This is a genomic window from Bernardetia sp. ABR2-2B, from assembly GCF_037126435.1.
GTDB lineage: Bacteria > Bacteroidota > Bacteroidia > Cytophagales > Bernardetiaceae > Bernardetia.
Genome location: NZ_CP147020.1, coordinates 3337374 through 3358442 on the forward strand (window position 1 = coordinate 3337374; position 21069 = coordinate 3358442).

The 21069-nt window shown below is 31.4% G+C and carries 17 protein-coding genes; 6 read left to right on the forward strand and 11 right to left on the reverse strand.

Annotated elements, in window-relative coordinates; all coding sequences use genetic code 11:
• Positions 1-321 precede the first annotated feature (321 nt).
• The 3 genes from WAF17_RS14150 to WAF17_RS14160 form a co-directional block, all read right to left on the reverse strand.
• Positions 322-564: an acyl carrier protein gene (locus WAF17_RS14150; RefSeq protein ID WP_338760739.1), complete on the reverse strand. Its 243-nt coding sequence runs from the start codon at positions 562-564 to the stop codon at positions 322-324.
• Positions 565-729: 165 nt separating this feature from the next.
• Positions 730-1050, reverse strand: a complete 321-nt coding sequence (locus tag WAF17_RS14155) for a hypothetical protein (RefSeq protein WP_338760742.1) — start codon at positions 1048-1050, stop codon at positions 730-732.
• A gap of 25 nt (positions 1051-1075) precedes the next feature.
• The gene (locus WAF17_RS14160; protein WP_338760745.1) at positions 1076-1621 is read right to left on the reverse strand and encodes a DUF4291 domain-containing protein; all 546 of its coding nucleotides are present in this window, start codon (positions 1619-1621) and stop codon (positions 1076-1078) included.
• A gap of 190 nt (positions 1622-1811) precedes the next feature.
• On the opposite strand from WAF17_RS14160, the gene WAF17_RS14165 reads away from it, so the two are divergent.
• Entirely contained in the window at positions 1812-2447 is a 636-nt protein-coding gene (locus WAF17_RS14165; protein WP_338760748.1) for an NAD(P)H-binding protein, read from the forward strand.
• 141 nt (positions 2448-2588) lie between these two features.
• Here the strand turns inward: WAF17_RS14165 and WAF17_RS14170 are convergent, their stop codons facing one another.
• Entirely contained in the window at positions 2589-3227 is a 639-nt protein-coding gene (locus tag WAF17_RS14170) for a CatB-related O-acetyltransferase (RefSeq protein WP_338760751.1), read from the reverse strand.
• Between the two features lie 45 nt (positions 3228-3272).
• Between WAF17_RS14170 and WAF17_RS14175 the strand changes: the two genes are divergently transcribed.
• Entirely contained in the window at positions 3273-4343 is a 1071-nt protein-coding gene (locus tag WAF17_RS14175; RefSeq protein WP_338760753.1) for an endonuclease/exonuclease/phosphatase family protein, read from the forward strand.
• An 85-nt stretch (positions 4344-4428) separates the two neighbouring features.
• Here WAF17_RS14175 and WAF17_RS14180 read toward each other — a convergent pair whose 3' ends face one another.
• The gene (locus tag WAF17_RS14180) at positions 4429-5661 is read right to left on the reverse strand and encodes a M14 family zinc carboxypeptidase (protein ID WP_338760755.1); all 1233 of its coding nucleotides are present in this window, start codon (positions 5659-5661) and stop codon (positions 4429-4431) included.
• 232 nt (positions 5662-5893) lie between these two features.
• Positions 5894-6727: a mechanosensitive ion channel domain-containing protein gene (locus WAF17_RS14185; RefSeq protein ID WP_338760757.1), complete on the reverse strand. Its 834-nt coding sequence runs from the start codon at positions 6725-6727 to the stop codon at positions 5894-5896.
• 441 nt (positions 6728-7168) lie between these two features.
• Between WAF17_RS14185 and rnr the strand changes: the two genes are divergently transcribed.
• Positions 7169-9562, forward strand: coding sequence for a ribonuclease R (gene rnr / locus WAF17_RS14190; protein ID WP_338760759.1), 2394 nt, complete (start codon positions 7169-7171; stop codon positions 9560-9562).
• Positions 9563-9695: 133 nt separating this feature from the next.
• Here the strand turns inward: rnr and WAF17_RS14195 are convergent, their stop codons facing one another.
• Complete coding sequence (locus WAF17_RS14195) at positions 9696-10619, reverse strand: hypothetical protein (RefSeq protein ID WP_338760761.1); 924 nt, start codon at positions 10617-10619, stop codon at positions 9696-9698.
• 199 nt (positions 10620-10818) lie between these two features.
• On the opposite strand from WAF17_RS14195, the gene WAF17_RS14200 reads away from it, so the two are divergent.
• Complete coding sequence (locus tag WAF17_RS14200; protein ID WP_338760763.1) at positions 10819-13671, forward strand: OmpA family protein; 2853 nt, start codon at positions 10819-10821, stop codon at positions 13669-13671.
• Between the two features lie 40 nt (positions 13672-13711).
• On the opposite strand, the gene WAF17_RS14205 is transcribed toward WAF17_RS14200, so the two are convergent.
• From WAF17_RS14205 to WAF17_RS14220, 4 genes are all read right to left on the reverse strand, one after another.
• Positions 13712-14551, reverse strand: coding sequence for a tetratricopeptide repeat protein (locus tag WAF17_RS14205; protein ID WP_338760766.1), 840 nt, complete (start codon positions 14549-14551; stop codon positions 13712-13714).
• Positions 14552-14580: 29 nt separating this feature from the next.
• Positions 14581-15060: a hypothetical protein gene (locus WAF17_RS14210; protein ID WP_338760768.1), complete on the reverse strand. Its 480-nt coding sequence runs from the start codon at positions 15058-15060 to the stop codon at positions 14581-14583.
• A 44-nt stretch (positions 15061-15104) separates the two neighbouring features.
• Entirely contained in the window at positions 15105-15659 is a 555-nt protein-coding gene (locus WAF17_RS14215; protein ID WP_338760770.1) for a hypothetical protein, read from the reverse strand.
• An 88-nt stretch (positions 15660-15747) separates the two neighbouring features.
• Positions 15748-16608: a glycerophosphodiester phosphodiesterase gene (locus WAF17_RS14220; protein ID WP_338760773.1), complete on the reverse strand. Its 861-nt coding sequence runs from the start codon at positions 16606-16608 to the stop codon at positions 15748-15750.
• Between the two features lie 153 nt (positions 16609-16761).
• Here WAF17_RS14220 and WAF17_RS14225 point away from each other — a divergent pair, with 153 nt between their 5' ends.
• Positions 16762-18696 carry a sulfatase-like hydrolase/transferase gene (locus tag WAF17_RS14225; RefSeq protein WP_338760775.1) on the forward strand — a complete coding sequence of 645 codons (1935 nt, stop codon included), beginning with the start codon at positions 16762-16764 and terminating at the stop codon, positions 18694-18696.
• Positions 18697-18857: 161 nt separating this feature from the next.
• Positions 18858-21059: a polyphosphate kinase 1 gene (gene ppk1 / locus WAF17_RS14230; RefSeq protein WP_338760777.1), complete on the forward strand. Its 2202-nt coding sequence runs from the start codon at positions 18858-18860 to the stop codon at positions 21057-21059.
• Positions 21060-21069 lie beyond the last annotated feature (10 nt).

Consider the following 21069-nt stretch of genomic DNA (forward strand, 5'->3'; position numbering starts at 1 on the left):
TAATTGACTATAAATATCTAATTATTTCTCATACATCTTTTAAAGGATTTTCTATTTCTTATTTTTTCTCAGTAGTATTTTTGAAGTAAATGCAAATACTAACTTTCAAATATACTCATTTATAAAAAAACAAACCTACCGAGTAATACAAATTTACTCCGTAGGTTCGTACAAATCCAAATCAAAAAAGACTTTTTTTGATAAAAGAAAAGAAAAAATATTTCATTTCTCGTTTTACTTTTTCTAAAATCTAATCTCTCATTGATTCAAAACGTAGTTTTGATAGATTGTATTCAAAAAATATCTAAACAAGTAAATTGCTTATGCTTTTGCTGAATGTTCTTCCAAATACTTAATTGCTTGTCCTACAGTAGAAATATGTTCTGCTTGGTCATCTGGAATAGAAACATTAAATTCTTTCTCAAATTCCATAATAAGTTCTACTGTATCAAGAGAATCTGCTCCTAAGTCGTTTGTAAAACTTGCTTCAGGAGTTACTTCTGAAGGCTCAACTGCTAATTTCTCAACAATGATATTTTGTACGCGTGCTGAAATATCTGACATAATGTTTTTGTCTTTTTTAGTTTTGTAATGAGTAAACTGAATGCAAAGAAAAAGATTTATCTCAATAAAATCAAATCCTTAGACAAACTTTAAGAGAAAGTTGAGGTCTTCATCTGTTTTTATGCGAAAATAAAGGAAATAGAAGACATTAGAGGAACTTTTTTATTAATCTACTTCTCCTAATTCAGTTTCGCCCACCTTAAAACCTAATTTTTGAGTTGCTATTTTCTTTATTGCTAATTTCCATTGTTCCCATTCATCGTCCTTCATCAATCCTGCAAATAATAATCCACTAGGTTCGATAGAAGCCCAAATATGCTTTTGTGTTTCATCGATACCAAACCAATAAGGAATACCGTCATTTTGGTCATTCTTGCCAAATCCTATCCAGCCTTCCATGGATTCATAGATTGCAGAAATAATAGTTTCCCAAATTTCGTCTGACAAATCACACTTTACATTCAAATTCATTGATTGCTGTTTCATTCTAGTAACTTTTCTGCTTCTAAGTTTATACTACTTTATATTCCTTTATTTTGGGCAATAGTTGTTTTGATTTATCAAATTTCCCATTCTGATTTAAAGAATACATTTTTTTGACTTTTTCTGTTACATCAATAATTTTTTCAATATTTTCATTGTATTCGTTTATCATATCTCGGCTTATTCCAATTTGAATACTCCGAATATTCAGTTTTGCTCCTCTAAGTGTGCGTTCTGGGTCCCATTGAACCAAAATTTGAGCATCTTTTACATTTCCATTTGATTTACTACTATCTGTATCTATAGCTAATCTAAGACATGTGTTCCAAAAATCTCTTTTGAGGTGAATTTCCAATATTCGATTTTGATTGACTTTATTTGCCCAGTTACTCCGTTCCATAAGCCATAAAAAAGAAGGTTTTATCCACGTCATTCGATTGAATGAAAACTCGCTTCCAAACTTTTGTAACTCAATCGCTTCATCAGCAATTTTATCATTATAGGCTTGATAGACAATGATTGTATCTTTATTAAAAGTAGCACGAATGGTTTTGTAGTTGTTGATGTTAGACATTTTTGATTTTTTTAGAATAATTGGCTTTTAATCAAAACTATATTTTCTTCTTTTTAATTCAGAAAATTTAAAAAAAACTTCTTAAACTATTTTGGATTGAAAATAAGATTCATAAAAAACAAAACTATACCCTCTAAGAACTGTTTGTTTTATTGTACACATTTTTTAATCAAAGAAACATCATACTAAAATGAAGACATTAGTTATTGGAGCAAGTGGAAGAGTAGGAAATTCACTCACAGAAAAACTTTTAGCAAAAGACCATCACGTAGTGGGAACAACACGAAAAGACAAAAAACTTTTTGATAACAAAAACTATTCGCAGATAGAACTGAACTTGAGTTCTTCTGTGGAAGAGATGGAAAAACAGTTTCCAAGCGATATAGATGCCGTATTTTTTGTTTCTGGCTCTAGGGGAGAAGACCTTTTGCAAACAGACTTGCATGGCGCAATAAAGACTATGGAAGTTGCTGAAAAAAAGAACGCCAAGCGTTATATTATGCTTAGTACCGTCTTTGCAACAGATACAGAGAAATGGAGCGAAATCCCAGAAAATATGGTAGATTATTATGTATCAAAACATTATGCTGACAAATGGTTGATGAAAAACACAAACTTAGATTACACTATTTTGCAACCAAGTGCATTAAAGGAAGAAAAGGGAACAGGCAAAATAGAGATAAATATTGATAGCGCAGGCGAAAATTCTATCGAAGATGTGGCTGATACGCTTATAGAATTACTCAATAATCATTCTACCTCTAAGAAAGTAATTACGATGCATAGTGGAGAAAAGAAAATCAAAGAAGCATTAGCTGAATTTTAGAGAAAGGTTTTTATAAAAAAAAGAGGTTTTAGAATAAGTACAATCTAAAGCCTCTTTTTTTGTTTACTAATGAAATGGACTTATTTTTAATCAAGGTCAGGTTAAAATATGAGTATCAACAAATACGATTATTTTCCATATTTAAGAATGCAGAGTAATAAATTTATCTATATTCTCATCAGTTAGTAAGGTTATGTTTTCTGTGATTTTTTCAATATTCCAGTCCCACCATTTTATCTTTAATAATTCCTCAATTTGATTTTCTGAAAATCGTTTTCGGATAACTTTTGCAGGATTTCCTCCCACAATACTATACGGTTCTACATCGCTAGTTACAGTCGAATTAGCTGCTATAATTGCTCCATTTCCTATTTTTATTCCTGCCATAATAGTTGCATTATAACCAATCCAAACATCGTTCTGAATTTCTAAATTTCCTTTGTAGGGATACTTTTTTCCGTCCATTGCACCAGTCCAATCTTTTCCAAAAATAGCAAAAGGATAAGAAGTGATTGCTTTTGTGAGATGATTTGCACCATTCATAATAAATTTTGCATCAGAGGCAATCATACAAAACTTTCCGATAATGAGCTTATCGCCACTAAAGTCAAACAAATATTTTACATTTTTCTCAAAGTTATTGACATCTTCAAAATCATCATAATACGTATAGTCTCCAACTATGATATTTGGATTTTTGATTACATTTTTCAAAAAGCAAAGTCTTTCGTAGCTTTCTAAAGGAAAAACAGTATTTTTATTTGGTATATTTGATTTCATATGATAAAGTATAGTTAGTTTATAATTTTAAAATAATACGCTAAAATGTCTAAAAATGCAATCTTATTTCTTACCCCTCTCCTATTTTTTTTGGCAAGTCTTTTAAGTCTTTTTCCTTTTTGGTTGGGAGATTTATTTTCTCATTTTAGAATATTTTGGACGGTTTTAAGTGTGGTTCTGATGATTGTTTATAGTGTTTTTGTTTATCAAAAAAAGATAAATCAATTATTTTTAGTATTTCCATTAGCTACATTATTAATCAATTGGAACAACTCTCCTCAGTTTTTGTATAACTCTTCTTCTTATTGGAAACAATCGCAGACTTATCAGTATCTGTTTTTAGGAAGCCCAAGTGAGGTTGAATATGCTGAGGAAATAGAAAGCGATAAGACTATCAAAAAATTACTTTTGATGAATATTTTGAGTTCGAATACAAATTATGAAGATGTAAAGAGAACAATCAAAAATGCAAATGCTGATTTTGTAGTAATTATAGAGTTAGATAAAAAATGGAAGACTAAATTAGAAGAAATAGAAAAGCAGTATTCCTATCAGTATATGAAAGTAAGAGAAGATAATTTTGGAATGGGCATTTATTCAAAAACAAATTTTATTGAAGCTATTTCGTTGGATTCTGTTCATAATAAATCTAAGAGTTTAGAAGCTAATAAATATTCAATGAACGATCCTAATTTGAATTATTATATCAATCAAAAGAAAATGAGACAGCCCTGTATTGAGGTAAAAAATACAAATCAAATCTCAATTGTGATAGCTCACCCAACTCCTCCAATTACTTCAAAAGCGTATGATAGACGAAATAATTACTTACAAGAAGTTTCGCTGATGGTTAATAAAAAACCTAAAACACTCTTAGTAGGTGATCTAAATTGCTCTCCTTTTTCTGCCGATTACCAAAAGTTTTTAAAAAGGTCAGGTTTAAAAGATTCACAAGAAAGTTTTGGCTTTCAACCGACTTGGAATACTTCTTTTCCTTTTTTGATGCAGACACCAATAGACCACGTTTGGCATTCAGATGATATTGAGATTCTACACAGACAGACACTTCCCATTAAAGGTTCTGACCACAAAGCTGTTTTGGTATCTTTTAGGTAATTGTCTTTTAGCTGTATTTTGTTTTTTGTTAGGCGAAGCTCTAAACTTATGGTGTCATTTCAAAAACATTTTTAGAAAATAATCTCTAAACCAATCCAGAAACCACACCATTCACAACTACAAGTCGTTTTTTGGGATTTCCTATATTTTCAAAAGCTAAGTTTGGGTTGCTCTCTAGTTCTATTTTTTTGTCTTGCATAATGATTCTGTAATCCTCCAAATTGTGTTCTTCGTGTCCATAAAAAGTCGATAAATCTCCCATATCGACTATCTGACTTTTAAAAAGATATTGATGTTCTTTTGTATCAAACTTGGTTTCTCTCTCAAAAGCAATATCAGCTCTAAACTTCACAAATTGTGGAAACTCTATTTCTACATTTCTAAGAATGACATCATAAAATTGCGTTCCATTAAACGGTAATTTTTCGTAGGTTTCTATGGATTTATCTTTATGTAAATCATTTGCAACAGATAAAAGACCATTCAAAATAGCCACATAATTATACTTTCTGACTTCTTGCTTTTCCCAGTCGTTTGGATAATGACCCGATTCTATCAGAATTGTTCCGTAGCCAAGTTTTTGAAAATTATCTCCAAAGGCACGAGGTTCAAATTCATCATCATATTTTGCCATCTTCCCTCCTAGTTCTTTTTCTAGTCCTTCTGCCATCAAAGAAATTACTTGCATTGCTTCAAGTCGTCTCATTCCTTCTTTTTTAATAGTTGTTTCTTTATCAAAAGCAGGAGCAAGGAAAGCAAGGGTAGTTGGAATAGGTTCTTTTCCAACAGAGTATTTTGAGCGTTGGTCGTGCAGATTAAAACTAAAATGAGGTTTTATTTTGGCAGCCAAATCAATAAGCAGCCTTGCTTCTGGCGTTTGTCTTTCCACAAAATCTCTATTCATATCAATTCCCTGTGCTGTCCTACGAGTAAAAAGTGCTGTTCCGTCTGGATTCAGAATAGGGATAAAATGCAAGGTAAAGGAGTTTTTGAGTGTTTCTACTAGCTTTTTGTCTTCTTCTGAAAACGGGTTTTCTAAAAAGTGAAAAATATCCAAAAGTGCTAGTGTTGCTGTCGGTTCATTTCCGTGCATTTGCGACCAAAGCAAAACAGGTGTTTTTCCAGTTCCAAAAGTAAGATGATAAATAGGTCTTTTTTGAGCTGACTCTCCTAGTTTTGTTGTGACGAAATTAGAGTTTTGTTTTTTAATTATATCCTCTAAAATATCATTGAATTCTTCAGGTTGGAAGTGTCGGTAGACAAGTAGTTTTTCTTTATAAAAAGAATAGTTTTCTAAAAGTTGTGATGTAAAATTCATTAAATTGATTTTATTGTAGGATTATAAATGATTGTTTATATTGTTTGAAATTACTTTGAAGTTTACAGAGAATCTACTCATTATGAAAAACAACAAAAAATCATTTCAAAGATGGTATCAGAAATACAAAAAATATCTTTACGTAGAACCACTTATGTACGGAACAATGATTTTAATAATCATTATTAGCATAATTCTAGTAAAGATATTTAAAGACTAAATGCAATTGTTATTAATTATCATTTTTCATCCAAACTGTACGTTGAGGAAAAGGAATTTCGATACCTGCTTCGTCCATTTTGTATTTTAATTCTTCAATCAAATCATTATGAACAGCCCAATAATCAGGTGTTTTTGCCCACGAACGAACAGCAATATTGACCGAACTATCTCCCAAACTAGTTACTACAATAATAGGATTTGAAGGTGCTTTTTGCTCTCCTTCTTTCAAAACAAGAGGGTGAGCATTGGCAGATTTAGACATAATTTCTTTTGCCTTTTTTATATCATCTCCATAACCAATTCCGATAGTAATATCTACTCTTCTGATTGGTTCTCTTGAATAGTTAGTAATTGGACTGTTTGAAAGTTCTCCATTTGGAATAATAATGAGTTTGTTGTCTGTTGTGTTTAGAAGCGTATAAAAAATTTGGATTTCTTTTACCGTTCCGAGCATTCCTTTAGCCTCAATAAACTCTCCTATACGGTAAGGTTTTAGAAGAATAATCAAAACCCCTCCAGCAAAATTAGACAAACTCCCCTGCAAGGCAAGACCTATCGCCAAACCAGCAGCACCGATAATGGCAGCAAAAGAAGTAGTATCAATTCCAACAATAGAAGCCACAACAATAAATAAAAGAACCTTTAAAAGAACTCCTATTATACTTGATAAAAAGTTGGAGAGAGCTGGGTCAGGAACTCCTTTTTTTAGAGCTTTTTTGATAAGACTACTAATAAAACCAACGATTATCCAGCCAATAATAAGGGCAACAAGAGCATAAACAACCTGTAAACCATAAGTTACTACCAGTTCTTCAATTTTAATTTTTGATAAATCAAATTCCATAAAGTGTTTTGTATATTAAATGAGAAATAGAATAAGACAAAACAAACTATTGCTTGTTTTGTCTGTTATAATCTATAAATTAACGGAATTGAAGGTAGTATTCCAAATAAAAAATATTTAATCAATCAAGTTTATAGTTTGAACATTTTTTTGAACTTTATTATCTCATTTATTGGTTAGCCATTTGTAGATAGATAGTTATAATTTTCAATTCGCAATTATTTCATGTAATTTGCAACTACTTATTTTTTAAATTTTTATTTATTTCCTATACGTATAATATAAAAAGAGAGAATAAAACAATTATTTTTTAGACTATATATTTTAATTCAAAAAACACAATTTAAAACACTTACGAAATTAGAAGATACTGAAAAAAATCACAACAAATAGTTTTGGTTTACTTCTTAGTTTTGACTTCTAACTTCTAACTTTATTATAATGACAAAGAAAAAGAAAACCAAAAACGAGAAAAATCCTCGTTTGAACCGTGAAGAAATACAGAAATTAGCCACAGGACTCATAGAAACACTTGCTAAAAGCAAATCTGAAAGTTTTACGCTTCGTCAGCTATACAAAAGAATTGGCTTGACAGAAAAGGAACAGAAAGAAAATTTAAGAGAAATTGTAGAAACTGCCTCTGCCGAAAATAATGCTACTTCGAAAAAGGAAGTAAAAGAGGAAAAAAAACAAGAGCCTCAAAACAAAACAACTTCTACTACTCAAAAACAGCAACATCAAAATAATCAGAAGCAACCCTCAAAAGAGGTAGTCAAAGAAACTGTTAGAGAAATTCCTGTACAGAAAAAAGTTCTTTCTAATGATGTAGATAGTAAACAAGACGTAAATAAAGCAAAATCAGCTAATGAACTACAAAAAAATGAACATATTGGAGTTGTAGATTTAGGGCGTGATTCTGCTTATATTATTTGTGATGGACTAGAAGAAGATGCTTGGGTGGGAGGACACAAAATAAAAGGAGCAATAACAGGAGACACTGTAAAGATTAGACTGACAGGAAAACAAAAAGGTAAAAATCCAGAAGCTGAAATTGTAGAAATAATAGAGCGTGGAAGAACTGAATTTGTCGGAAACGTACAACTACTCAATCGTTTTGCTTTTGTAGTTGTAGAATCAAAAAAGCTCAAAATGGATATTTTTGTTCCTTTAGATAATCTAAATGGAGCAACCAATGATGATAAAGTTGTTGTTAAGATTGTAAAGTGGACAGAAGAGAAAGGTAAAAATCCTGTTGGAGAAGTAACTGAAATATTAGGAAAAGCAGGAGAAAACGAAGCCGAAATTCACGCTATTATGGTAGAATTTGGTTTACCAATGGATTTTGATGAAAAGCTAATTAAGAAAGCAGAAGAAGTAAAAGATGATTTAACACCTCAAGAATTTAAGAAACGTAGAGATTTCCGTCCTATTCTTACTTTTACAATTGACCCACACGATGCGAAAGATTTTGATGATGCCATTTCACTTTCCTATTTGCCAAACGGAAATTACGAAATAGGCGTTCATATTGCAGATGTTACGCATTATATTCGTCCGAATACCTTATTAGAAAAAGAAGCTCAAAAACGTGCAACTTCGGTTTATTTGGTAGATAGAGTTGTTCCGATGCTTCCAGAAAGAATTTCAAATAATCTATGTTCTCTGCGTCCACAAGAAGAAAAACTAGCTTTTTCGGCTGTATTTGAATTAGACAAACACGGAAGCGTACACAAACGTTGGTATGGCAAAACAGTCATTTATTCAGACCGTCGTTTTACATATGAAGAAGCACAAGAGCGCATCGAAACAAAAGAAGGCGACTATGCAGATGAAATAAATGTACTCAATGACCTTGCAAAAAAACTACAAGCCAAACGATTCAAACACGGAGCAATTAGTTTCGAAACACAAGAGGTAAAATTTAAGTTAGACGAGAATGGAAAGCCTTTAGGTGTCATTCCAAAAGTCAGAAAAGATGCTCATAAACTGGTAGAGGAATTTATGCTTTTAGCAAATAAAAGTGTAGCCGAATTTGTGTATCGCTATAAAAATGGAAAAGAAAAGAATACGATGATTTATCGTGTACACGACGATCCAGACCCAGATAAATTGGCAAATTTGAAAGCAATGGCAAAAAGCTTTGGATATGATATAAACGTCGAACCCGAACACTTTGCAGCTTCTTTAGCCAAACTTGTACAAGAAACAGAAGGCAAACCCGAATACGAAACACTTCAATCATTGGCTATTCGTTCGATGGCAAAGGCAATTTATACGACAAAGGCAACAGGACACTTCGGACTTGCCTTTGAGCATTACTCTCACTTTACATCGCCTATTCGTCGCTATCCTGATATGATGGCGCATCGCCTGATAGAAAAATACTTGAAGAAAAATATTAAATCTGTCAATCCAGAAAAATATGAAAGTATGGCTCGTCATTCTTCAGATATGGAAAAACGTGCTTCTGATGCAGAACGTGCTTCTATTCGCTTCAAACAAGCCGAATTTATGTCTGCTCATATCGGAGAAGTTTTCGAAGGAATGGTTACAGGCGTAACAGAATGGGGACTTTATGTAGAAATTACCTCAACAGCCTGTGAAGGAATGATTCGCTTATCAGATTTGAAAGGAGATTACTTTGAATATGAACCAAAGAATCAGCGAGTAGTTGGTCGTAAGTCTAATAAAACATATACACTCGGAAATAAAGTAGAAGTACGAGTAAAAGGAGTAGATATGGAAAAGAGAACAATAGATTTATTGATGGAAACAGAAGAAGATAATTATGTCAGTTCAAATAAATCTCGCAAACCCCGTAGAGGAAGAAAATAACTGAATTTTGTTTTATTGTTTTAATAAAAAAAAGGCTTTTATCGTATGATGAATAGCCTTTTTTTCATTAACAACACTATTGAAGTATGAAGCTAGAAATTTTATTTACAGATTTTTATAGAAAAGTAGAGTTTTAGACAACATTTGATGATGGAGGAAACAAACTTTTAGTTAGCAACAAGCTAATATCATTTTTTATAAGCTCTAAAAGTGTTTCAGAACCTATTTCTCCTCCATCATAGGCATAATGATAAACACCAAAAGTAATTGTAAACTTATTTTTAAGGTGGTTTGAGAATTTTATTAAATCAGAAAACAAGACACAATAATCTGTATAATTCATATAATCGTTAATTCCTAAACTAAGTATCAACTTCTTTTTTTCTATATTCTTGTTCCATTGCTGATTAGAAGAATATTTATTTTTACTTTTTTCTTTCCATAAAGCAATTATACTATTCATTTCTTCATTTGAAGCTACATCTGAAAATATTAGTTGGTCATAATTACAATATTCATTAGGGATTTCTACCTGACAATCATTACTAGAAGAGTTGGTAGATAAAGATGGAAATCCTTTGTGAAGAAATAGTATTCTATCTAAAACTGTTTTGGAGAGTAAAATGCTATCATTATAATAGTTCCATAACATCAAATCTATTTCTCCGATTTCTTGAGATAAACCATATTGCTCCAACTGATTATAATTAAGAATAATCTTGTCTAAAAATTTTTCTAACTTTTGTGATAAGTTTTTACCTTCAAAATGTAACGTGATATTGATTGTAGGCAGTTCAGAATTTAATTTAGAGATATTTATTGCAAATTTTTTATCTTCTAAAAGAAAAATGAGTTTGTTTATAAAATTTACTGCGTTCTGTGTTAGATTATCAGTATTAATAGCAGATTTCTCAATAGAGTTATAAATTTGATTTGTAATCAAACCCATTTTCTTTTTGGTACTTGTTGAATTTAAGACTTCATTTGCAACAATAAATCCTAATGTATTAGGTTCTATGTAGAAATCTATACTAATAATTAACTTGAAATCATTCATATATTTTATTTTAAATGTTAGCAAATATAAAACTTTGTCAGTAGTTTTTGGTAATCCAAAATAACTCTGACAATAGTTTGCAATAGAACTATTGACAGCCTTCTGAAAGGACTGTAAAAGTTTTAATAATTAGCAATCAAACAACTAGCATTAATTTTGAGTAATTTAGAAACAGAATCATCTAAAACACAAAATCTATATGCGTTTTTTTTTACTTGTATTTTCTTTCTGCTTATTTTTTCAGACTTCTGTATTTTCTCAAAATGAAAATACGCTAAAAAAAGGATTACAAAACCTTCAATCCAAAAATTACCCAAAGGCGATTTCTATTTTTGATGGATTACTACAGCAAGAACCTCAAAATACGGCTTTGCTTTACAATCGTGCTTATGCTACGCTTTTACTTCACAACTCAAATAAAGTCGTCGAAACCAAAACCGAAGATTTACGTTTCAAAAACTTTCAATCTCAACACGATACACTAAAACACGCTTATAATTTGGCTTCTCAAGCCTTAGAAAATTATAGAGCGTTGTCAGAATCAGACAAAAACAAGCTCATTTCGGAAGGAATAGGCAATTTTAAAGATGTTTTTAATCTCAAAGAAGGCATCGCAACGGCAGCCTCAAATTTGATTGTAGATGCTTTTTATTATGTTCCTTTTCAGCGTTTGCCACTTACGCCTCCTTACAATCGCCCAGAAAATGCAGATACGACACAGGCTTTGCGTCATATTTTGGTCTTACAAGCAACTGATTTTTTGGAAACTTATAAAAAAACTCGTCCGTATGAAGGAATCAGAAATGCTCGTAGAAGTCTATTGAAAGAGTTTATTACCATTCCAGATTTACGTGCTAGAGGAACAGGAAATGGCTATTTGTATGAAAAATATTGTGATTGTATTTTGGAAGATTATACCGAAAACGAACTAAGAAATATTATTCCAGAGTTTTATGGTGCAGATTGGAATTTTCCTGAATATGGCTACAAAAACAAAGAAGAATACAAAAAATTAGAAGCCTTTGCTAAGACAAAAAATATGACCGTTTTACAGCTTTTTTGTAAACTGAATCTGCATTATAAAGGAGTAATTTATGAAGACGAAACTTGCATTAATTGTGATTTATATGAAAGTTTTATAAAAGAATTTGCACCTCATCAACTTGCCTTTGTAGCTGTTCAGAAGTTGGCTAGTCCGTTGATTGCAGATAAAAAATGGAGTGATGCAAGTGCAGTTTATCAGAAATTTAAGCCTTTATTTGTAAACAAGGATTTCGGCAAAAAAGATGATTTTGATAATATAATTGCTCTTTTGAATCAAAAAGAAGACAATCTAAACTTAAAAAATTTAGGGCAAGGTGTTAATACAGAGGGTTACGAAACTGCACCAGTTCCTTTTTTAGATGCGTATGGAAATGAAGGACTTTACTTTTGTAGAATGGATTTAGGAACAGGGCAAGATGTTTATTACTCAATGTTTGAAAACGGTAAATATTCAAAAGCTATCCGTTTGCCTAATGGTGTAAACACAAACACGCATGAAGTTCCTCAAAGTGTTAGTTTTGATGGAAATACACTTGTTTTATTTGGAAATTATGGAAGTCTGGATGCTTATAAAATTGAGTTACGACAACAAAATAACAAATTAGGAAACGGAGATTTATTTTTTGCAGAACGAAAGACAAAAAACGATAAAAATAATTCAAATTCTCCTACTTGGGGACGTATAAAAGCCTTTCCTTTTCCTGTCAATACGCCAAATTATGAAGCAGGTTTGAGCTTTTCGGTGGATGGAAATGCTGTTGTTTTTTCGTCGGATAGAGAGGGTGTAGTAGGAAATCATTTACCAAAAGCTCCCAAAGACCGTTTGTATTTTCATGGAAGAGAGGAGTTTAATATTGATATTTTTGTAAGCGAGAAAAATAGGGAAACTGGAGAATGGAACGAGCCGATAAATTTGGGAGAGGTTATCAATACGCCTTTTGCCGAAACACAGCCTTTTTTACATCCAGATATGAAAACGCTTTACTTTGTTTCGGACGGACATTATGGAATTGGAAGTGGAGATATTTTTATGTCAAAACGCTTAAATCCAAATTCTTGGACAGAATGGTCTGAACCTGTAAACTTAGGAAAAAGCATCAACACACCATTTTTGGATGGTTTTTATATGGGTAGTTCTGGAGAATTTGCTTTTATTGTTTTAAAGAACACTGATAAAAATACTGAAACAGAAAGTCAAAATCAGAACAATTCTTACAAGACCAATTATGACATTTATCGTTTTGAAGTGCCAGAGCGTTTTCGCCCAGAGCCAGTTTTACCACCTACAATTATTACAGGGCAACTTGTTGATAAGAATGGAAAAGGAATTCAGACACAAATTTTTGTAGAAGATTTAGCGACAGGAAAAATTATTTCGACGACGCAAAGTAACGCAAAAGATGGTTCTTTTCAAGTTCAGATTTCAAGTAATTTATTATCAAATAATCTTTCAAACTCTGCTTCTTCTAAAATTGGAATGTATGCAAAACAAGAAGGCTCGTTCTCTACTTCTCAAAATATTTCTATCAATCAGAATGGAAACGCAAATCAAGTAGAAAATGGTAGTAGTAATGAAACGAGTAAAACAGGAATGAAAGGCAATCCAACAATTATAAACACCAGTCAAAGCCTAGAAATTTATAAAATATCTGAACTCATAAATGAGCAAACAACAGTTAGGTTAAATAATCTATTTTTTGATATTGATAGTTATGCGCTGCAAGAAACTTCTCTACCCGAAATACAACGCCTTTTCGAAATTTTGAAAGAAAACCCAACATTGAAAGTAAAAATTGAAGGACACACAGACAACACAGGAAAAGCAGATTATAATTTAGGGCTTTCAAAAAACCGAGCAAAAACTGTCTCTGAACAACTCGTTTCTTTAGGAATTGATAAAAGTAGAGTAAGTTTTGAAGGTTTTGGTTCTCAAAAACCAATTGCTGATAATTTTAATGACAAGGGAAGAGCGAAAAATCGCAGAGTCGAATTTAGGTTATCTAAATAAAAAATAAAACTCACGAATTTATTCGTGGGGTCAAATTCAGTTACTTACAATATTTAGCTTTCAGTTCAGCGACTTCATTCCCATATTGATTAGCATACCCTAATTCTTTAGCTATCTTTAGATCAGCACAGGCTTTCTTTAGCTTATTTTTTTCTATCAGAATCAAAGCTCTGATTTTATAAGCATAAGAGTTAGTAGGAAATAGTTCAATAGAATAATTAACGTCTTCTAATGCCTCTTTTATGTCTCCTATTTTGAATTTGCTATAACTTCTATTACTATATCCTAATGGCTTGTTAGGAGCTAGTTTTATAGCTTTGTCAAAAAACTTAATAGATTCTTGATACTTGCCCATAACTTGATATTTGAATCCTATATTTACATAAGCTGGGACATAATTAGAATCAACTTTAATTACTTGATTCAGGTATTTTAGAGTTTCATTAGGTTTGTTTACCTCATCACAAACTGCTGCTAAATTATTTAACGCATCAAGATTGGTAGAATCTGTTTCAATAGCTTGAATAAAGTCATTATATGCGCCTTCGTAATCCATAATATAAACCTTCATTTCACCTCTATTTGATAAGAAAAAAGCTTTATTTTTTAGATTATAAGCTTTTTCTATACCTAAAGAATAATCTAAAATAGCTTTATCATACAATTTGAAAGCTTGGAAGAGTGATCCTCTCATACTGTAAAGGTTCATAGAATCAGGCATTTCACTAATAGCAAAACTTAGTATATCTAAAGCTTCTTTATATTCCTTTTTCTCAATTTTTTCGTTTGCTTTATCAATATAACTAGTAGCACTTTCTGATTGTGCAAAACTAAAAGTAGTACACAGAGAAACTAGTAAAGCTATTACTATTATTTTCATTTTGTAGTCTTAGAGTATGACATAAAATTTTACAACTGCTTAAATGATTTTGCAATATCAAGCATCTGTTTCTGAAAAAGAGCCTTTTGGTTTTTGGCAGTCCATTGAGCAATTTGATAATAATTATCTTTTCCTTTTATGATTGTAAAGCTATAATAAACAGCTATTTTGTCTGCTGTTTGTCCTTCGATAGTAAAATTTTTGGCAGCTAAACCATTGATTTCTAAATCTTCAATTTCGGTACGTGCGCTAATTTTTATCGTTTCTCCAATAGAATGATTGATAATATCTGTATAGCCTTTCAAGTTGGGAGGATAGACTTCTTCTGCATTATTTTCTACTATTTTTCTAGTAAACTCTTTCTTATCTTCTTCTATCACAATTACAAAAAACTCTTTATTGATATTTTGATATTGTAAAGAGGCATTTGGATTGAGTGAATCTGTGGTAGTCAGAAAGTTAGGCAGTTCTAAAGAATAATCATTTTTTATTTCTATAACTTGGTTCATAATTCAGTTTTTTGTTAGATTTTATGTACACAAAGTTAGTCATTTTATAGTTCTTTAAATGACTTTATAATTTTATCCATTTCGCCTTTATAAGATTCTTTTCTACCAGCAAGTGTCCATTGCAAAACTTGATAATAAGTATCTTTTCCGTCTATAAGTGTAAAATGATAATAAATTTCTGATTCTTCTAATGTTCCAGTCATACTAAATGTTTTGGCAGAAAGGCTTCCTATTTTGAAGTCTGTGGGATTTTTATCTATTGTTAGATTGAGGTTTTGCTCATAACTATCTGAAAATAATTTAGAAAAGCTTTCAAATTTATTAGAATTTGTTCCTGTTGTATCGGACATTTCAAGCATTTGATTGTAGTCCTCTTTACTGTCTTCTATGACTACTACATAAAATTCTTTTATCAAATTTTGATACTGAAGTGTGGCATCATCATTCAAATCATTTGCTGGTTGTAGGTAGGTAGGCAAATCAAGAGAATATTTTTGGTCAGTTTTGATAGTTTCATAAGTAGTTTTAGTGTTACAAGCACTAAAGGAAAGTACAATAGAAAGTAGAGCAATTATATAAAACGCAGATATTATTTTCACTATGTAATAAAAAATTAGCTATTGGAATGATTTATTTTTTATCAAAAAAACAAAAAATAAATTAAAAAAATAAATTTCTAAGCTCTTTTTACTGCATTTTATTTTTTGCTAAGCGAAGCTCTATACTTTTTACATCACTTGTATCTGTTTTGCTATCATAATCAAAAATCACATTATGAAGACCTAACTCCAAAACATCTGACATATTTTCATTATTGACACCATAAACAATTCGGTTATTGAGCAAATCATTATTTTTTAAAAATAACATATGACTTTTATCAACGTGTCTTATAAAACTAGAATAAAAATCAGGTTTGAAGTTTTTGGGTAACAAATAATATAACCACTCTTTCCCTTTATTAAACCCTTCCAGTCCAGTTATTAGCTTTGGATTTTTCGTTTCTAAATAAATAAGGAAAAAGATATTTGCATCAGCAATGATGATATTTTTATTGTCTTTATATTTCTCCATCAAAAAAAGAATACTATCTGCCACTACTTTTGAAGATTCTTTTATGTCCAAATACAAGATAGTAGATTCATCGATTCTACTTAAAAACTGCTCTAATGACAGTACCTTATTTTTTGTTTCCTTTCCATTGTAATACAAATATTTGTCTTTTACTTCTTCCCAATATAATTCATTTATGTTTTTATCGATGTTCAGAAGTCGTTTGGTTTTGTCATCATGAAAAATAATTAATTTCCCATCTTTTGTACGACTTATATCCGTTTCGATGGCACTAAAACCCAATGCTTTACTTTTATCAAAGGCATCAACGCTATTTTCTATGTTGGATTCTGTAACCCCACGATGAGCAAATAAAATGGGGTTTCCATTATTCATTACTATTTTTTCTTTATCTCCAAAGCCTCCTCCTAAAAGGATTATAGTTACAAGTATTGCTACTATGATAACTACAATATATTTCGCTACTTTTTTCATTTCAAAGTGTGTATTTAATAATCTTGAAAATTCTATTTCTTATCCGAACTAGTATGTAAAATTAACACAAGTTTTTATATATCTCTTGTACAACTATGTTGCTTAAAACGTAACTTTGTAGCTTACTTTTATATTACTGATTTTTTCTAAGAAATGAATACAAATAAACGCCTTCCTGTACTGATACAATTTTTCAAGCTCTACACCATTGTTCTATTATTTTTTAGTGCTTTTAGAGTTATGTTATTTTTTACTGAATTAGACAGAATAGATTCTACTGTTCCTTTTCAAGATATATTGTCTTCGTTTTTTATGGGATTGCGATTTGATATTGTGATAGCGAGTTATATTCTTATTTTACCTTATTTTATTTTAGCAGTAGCATCTTTATTTAAGAAGGAATATAAAATTATTCATCGTATAGTTTTTTATTTTATTGTCTTTTTGTTCATCATTGCTTTTCTGATTTGTGCAGTAGATATTCCTTATTTCAACCAATTTTTTGCTCGTTTTTCTATTACAGCCTTTGAGTGGTTTGATAGTCCTGTTTTTGTTTTGAAAATGGTAGCTCAAGAGCCTCGTTATTGGTCTATTTTGATTCCTTTTCTTATTTTGATGTATATTTTTATTCGTTTGGTAAAAAAGGTTTTTTCTAGCTTTTCTTATACTTCTAATGACAATGTTTATCTAAAAATAGGTGTTTATATTTTCTTTTTAGCAGTTATATTTTTGGGAATACGTGGAAGGCTAGAACACAAATCGCCTATACGTGTCGGAACGGCTTATTTTTCGAATAATGCTTTTTTGAATCAATTGGGACTTAATCCAAACTTTACACTCATTCGTAGTTATTTGGATAGCAAAAAAGCTGAAAACAAAAGTATTCAATTGATGGATAATAAAGTCGCTATTTCTAATGTTCAAAGCTATTTTGATATTGAAAATCCGAATAAAGAAAAACCTTTAGCCAGAAATATTACATTTGACAGCACATTAAACCAAAAATACAATGTCGTTTTGGTAATTATGGAAAGTATGAGCGCAGCCAAAATGCAAAGACATGGAAATGAAAAAAATCTAACTCCTTTCTTGGACAGTATTTCTAATAAAGGCTATTATTTTGATAATACTTATACGGCAGGAATCCATACAATGAACGGTATTTTTAGTACGCTTACTTCTTACCCTTCTCTGTTCAGACAACACCCTATGAAGGAAACAATTATGCCACAATATAGTGGAGGAATTTATCCTACTTTGTTAGAAAAAGGCTATTCTACTATTTATTTCACTACTCACGATGGGCAGTTTGATAATGTAGAAGGGTTTTTGAAGGCTAATACATGCGAGCGAGTAGTTTCGAAGCCAGATTATCCAGCCGAAGAAGTAAAGACTACTTTGGGAGTTCCAGATGATGTTATGTTTGACTTTTCTTTACCTATCTTAGATGATTTGAGTAAGAAAGAGAAGCCATTTTTTGCAACTCTGATGACAACTAGCGACCACGGACCTTATTATATTCCTGATTATTTTACACCAAAAAGTGAAGATATAAAAGACCAAATTGTAGAGTATGCTGATTATTCTTTACGAAAATTCATAACACAAGCCTCTAAAAAAGACTGGTTTGAAAATACTTTGTTTGTTTTTGTGGCAGACCACGGCACACCAATAGACGGACTTTATGATATGTCTATTGATTATAATCACTCTCCGTTACTTTTTTATGCTCCTAATTTCATTACAGAACACAAAACTTTTGATAAAATAGCAGGACAAATTGATGTTTTTCCAAGTATTATGGGACTGCTCAAACTGCCTTATCAAAACAATACATTAGGAATAGATTTATTTTCTAAAGAAAGACCCTATATCTATTTTAATGCTGATGACAAATACGGAGTAATGGATAATGAATGGTTTCTCATTGTAAGAGCTGAAGATAATGTAAAAAGTCTTTTCAAGTATAAGCAAAAAGATACCAAAAACTATGCTTCTGAAAATAAAGATATTGTTGAAAAAATGGATGAATATGCTAAATCAAATATGCAAAGCTTTCAGTATATCAAAAATAACAATGGGTTATAAAATTGTAACATTCTCGTAATAGACTAACAGTCTTAGAAATCGTAATTTCGTGTTTTGTTTTATTCAGTCAAAAAACAACTTGATTGATACATAGTTTTTTTTGTAATTTGTGTAAAAGTCAATCTGCAAAAAAACTGAAAGTAATCTAAGAAGAATATAATATGATTTCGCCAGAAAAAATAGAAGAAGTAATCGAACAAAGCCAGTACCTAAGTCGTGATTTGAGTTGGGTGCAGTTTAATTATAGAGTTTTAGACCAAGTAACGGCAGAGCGTCGTACCATTTTGGAGAAATTCAAGTTTTTGGCGATTACAGCTTCTAATTTGGACGAGTTTTTTATGATTCGGGTAGGTAGTTTGTATAATTATATGGATTATAACAAACAACGCCTAGATTATTCGGGTTTGCGTGAGCTTCCATTTCGTCAAAAATTATTACACGAAAGTCAAGAGTTTGTACAGAAACAGTATCAATACTTGCACGATTTACTTCCTAATTGTGGTGAAAATAATTTTAGAATTATTGATGGCGAAGAAATTCTGAAAGAAGAAGAGCAAGAAGTAGCCGACTATTTTCAGAATACCATCTTTCCGATGCTTACGCCAATGGTGTATGACAACTACCATACATTTCCAATTTTGATGAATAAATTGCTTGTCTTTGGTGTAGTTACCAATATTAAAGGAGCAAGTAAGGCAAGTAGAAAAGTATCTTTTATTCAGATTCCTCAAAACCTTCCTCGTTTTTTCGAAATGAACAGAGGAGAAACAGTCATTTTCCTTCCTATTGAAGAAATTATCAGAAAATACATCGATAAATTTTTTAGAAACGTAGATATTTTGGGAGTAAGTCTGCTTCGCATTACTAGAAATGGCGATTTTACGCTAGATGAAAGTGATGATATGGAAGTTGATTTTGTGCAAGAAGTAAAACAGAAGCTCAAAACTAGAAAGACAGGGAGGGTAGTTCGTCTTGAAATAGAGAAAAACTATTCAACATGGATGCTTAGTCTTTTGAAATCTCGTTGGGATATTGAAGAAGATAATGTTTTTGAAGTAGAAAAATTAATTGACCTTACTAGTCTTTGGCAAATCGTGGGGCATAAAGATTTATCTGAATTTCTGCCTCTTCCTCAAGAACCTGTCAAGCCATTGGCATTTTTGCGTCAAGAAGAAAGCACACAGAAAAAACGCAATGATGATAGTATTTTCGATAGAATAAAGAAAGAGGATATTGTTCTTCATCATCCATATAATAGTATGGAACCTGTTTTGGAAATGATAGAAGAGGCTGCCGAAGATCCAAATGTACTGGCAATCAAGACGACCATTTACAGACTAGCAAAAGATTCAAGAATTACATCGGCACTCTTACGTGCTGCTGAAAATGGAAAACACGTCTCTGTTTTGTTCGAAGTAACAGCTCGTTTTGATGAAGAAAATAATATCAGAGAAGCCAAGAAACTGCAACAGGCAGGTTGTTTTGTGATTTATGGAGTTACACAACTCAAAACGCATACAAAGATAATGTTAGTTGTCCGAAAAGAAGGACAAAACGTAGTGCGTTATGTTCATATGTCTAGTGGAAATTATAACGAATCTACTGCAAAGCTCTATACAGATATTGGGCTTCTGACAACCAATGAAATATATGCAAGAGATGTTTCAGAGTTTTTCAATGCCATTACAGGACACTCCGACCCAGACCGTTATGAGCAACTTCTGACTGCACCAAACTTTATGCGTCATCAACTTATTGCGCTCATTCAAAATGAAACTCGCAATGCACTAGATGGACTTCCAGCAGGAATTTGTGTAAAAGTAAATTCGTTACAAGACAAACTCTTTATCGATGCACTGTATGAGGCCTCCCAAGCAGGTGTTCCGATTGAGCTAATTGTAAGAGGAATCTGCTGTATTCGTCCAAAAAGAGCTGGACTTAGTGAAAATATTAATGTTCGTTCGATTGTGGGAGACTTTTTGGAGCATTCACGTATTTTTTATTTTCATAATAATGGCAATCCAAAAATTTATAGTGGAAGTGCTGATGCGATGGTGCGTAGTTTTGATAGAAGAATCGAATCTTTGTTTTTACTATTAAATGAAAATGCAATTCAACAGGCTACTAATTTATTGTGTTATAATTTGAGAGATACAATGAATAGCTATATTTTACATGAAGACAGCAATTACTACAAATACAAGCGTTCAGAAGGTGAGCCTATTTTCAATCAGCACGAAGAGTTCTTTTTGATTACACCAGAGTCTGTCAGCAAAGCAAATTTGTATGAAGAATTTTTGAAACCTAATCAGAAGTTGATTACCCCTCAAAGTCAGATTCAGAATAATGAAGTGGAAAATTAATTTTTATCAA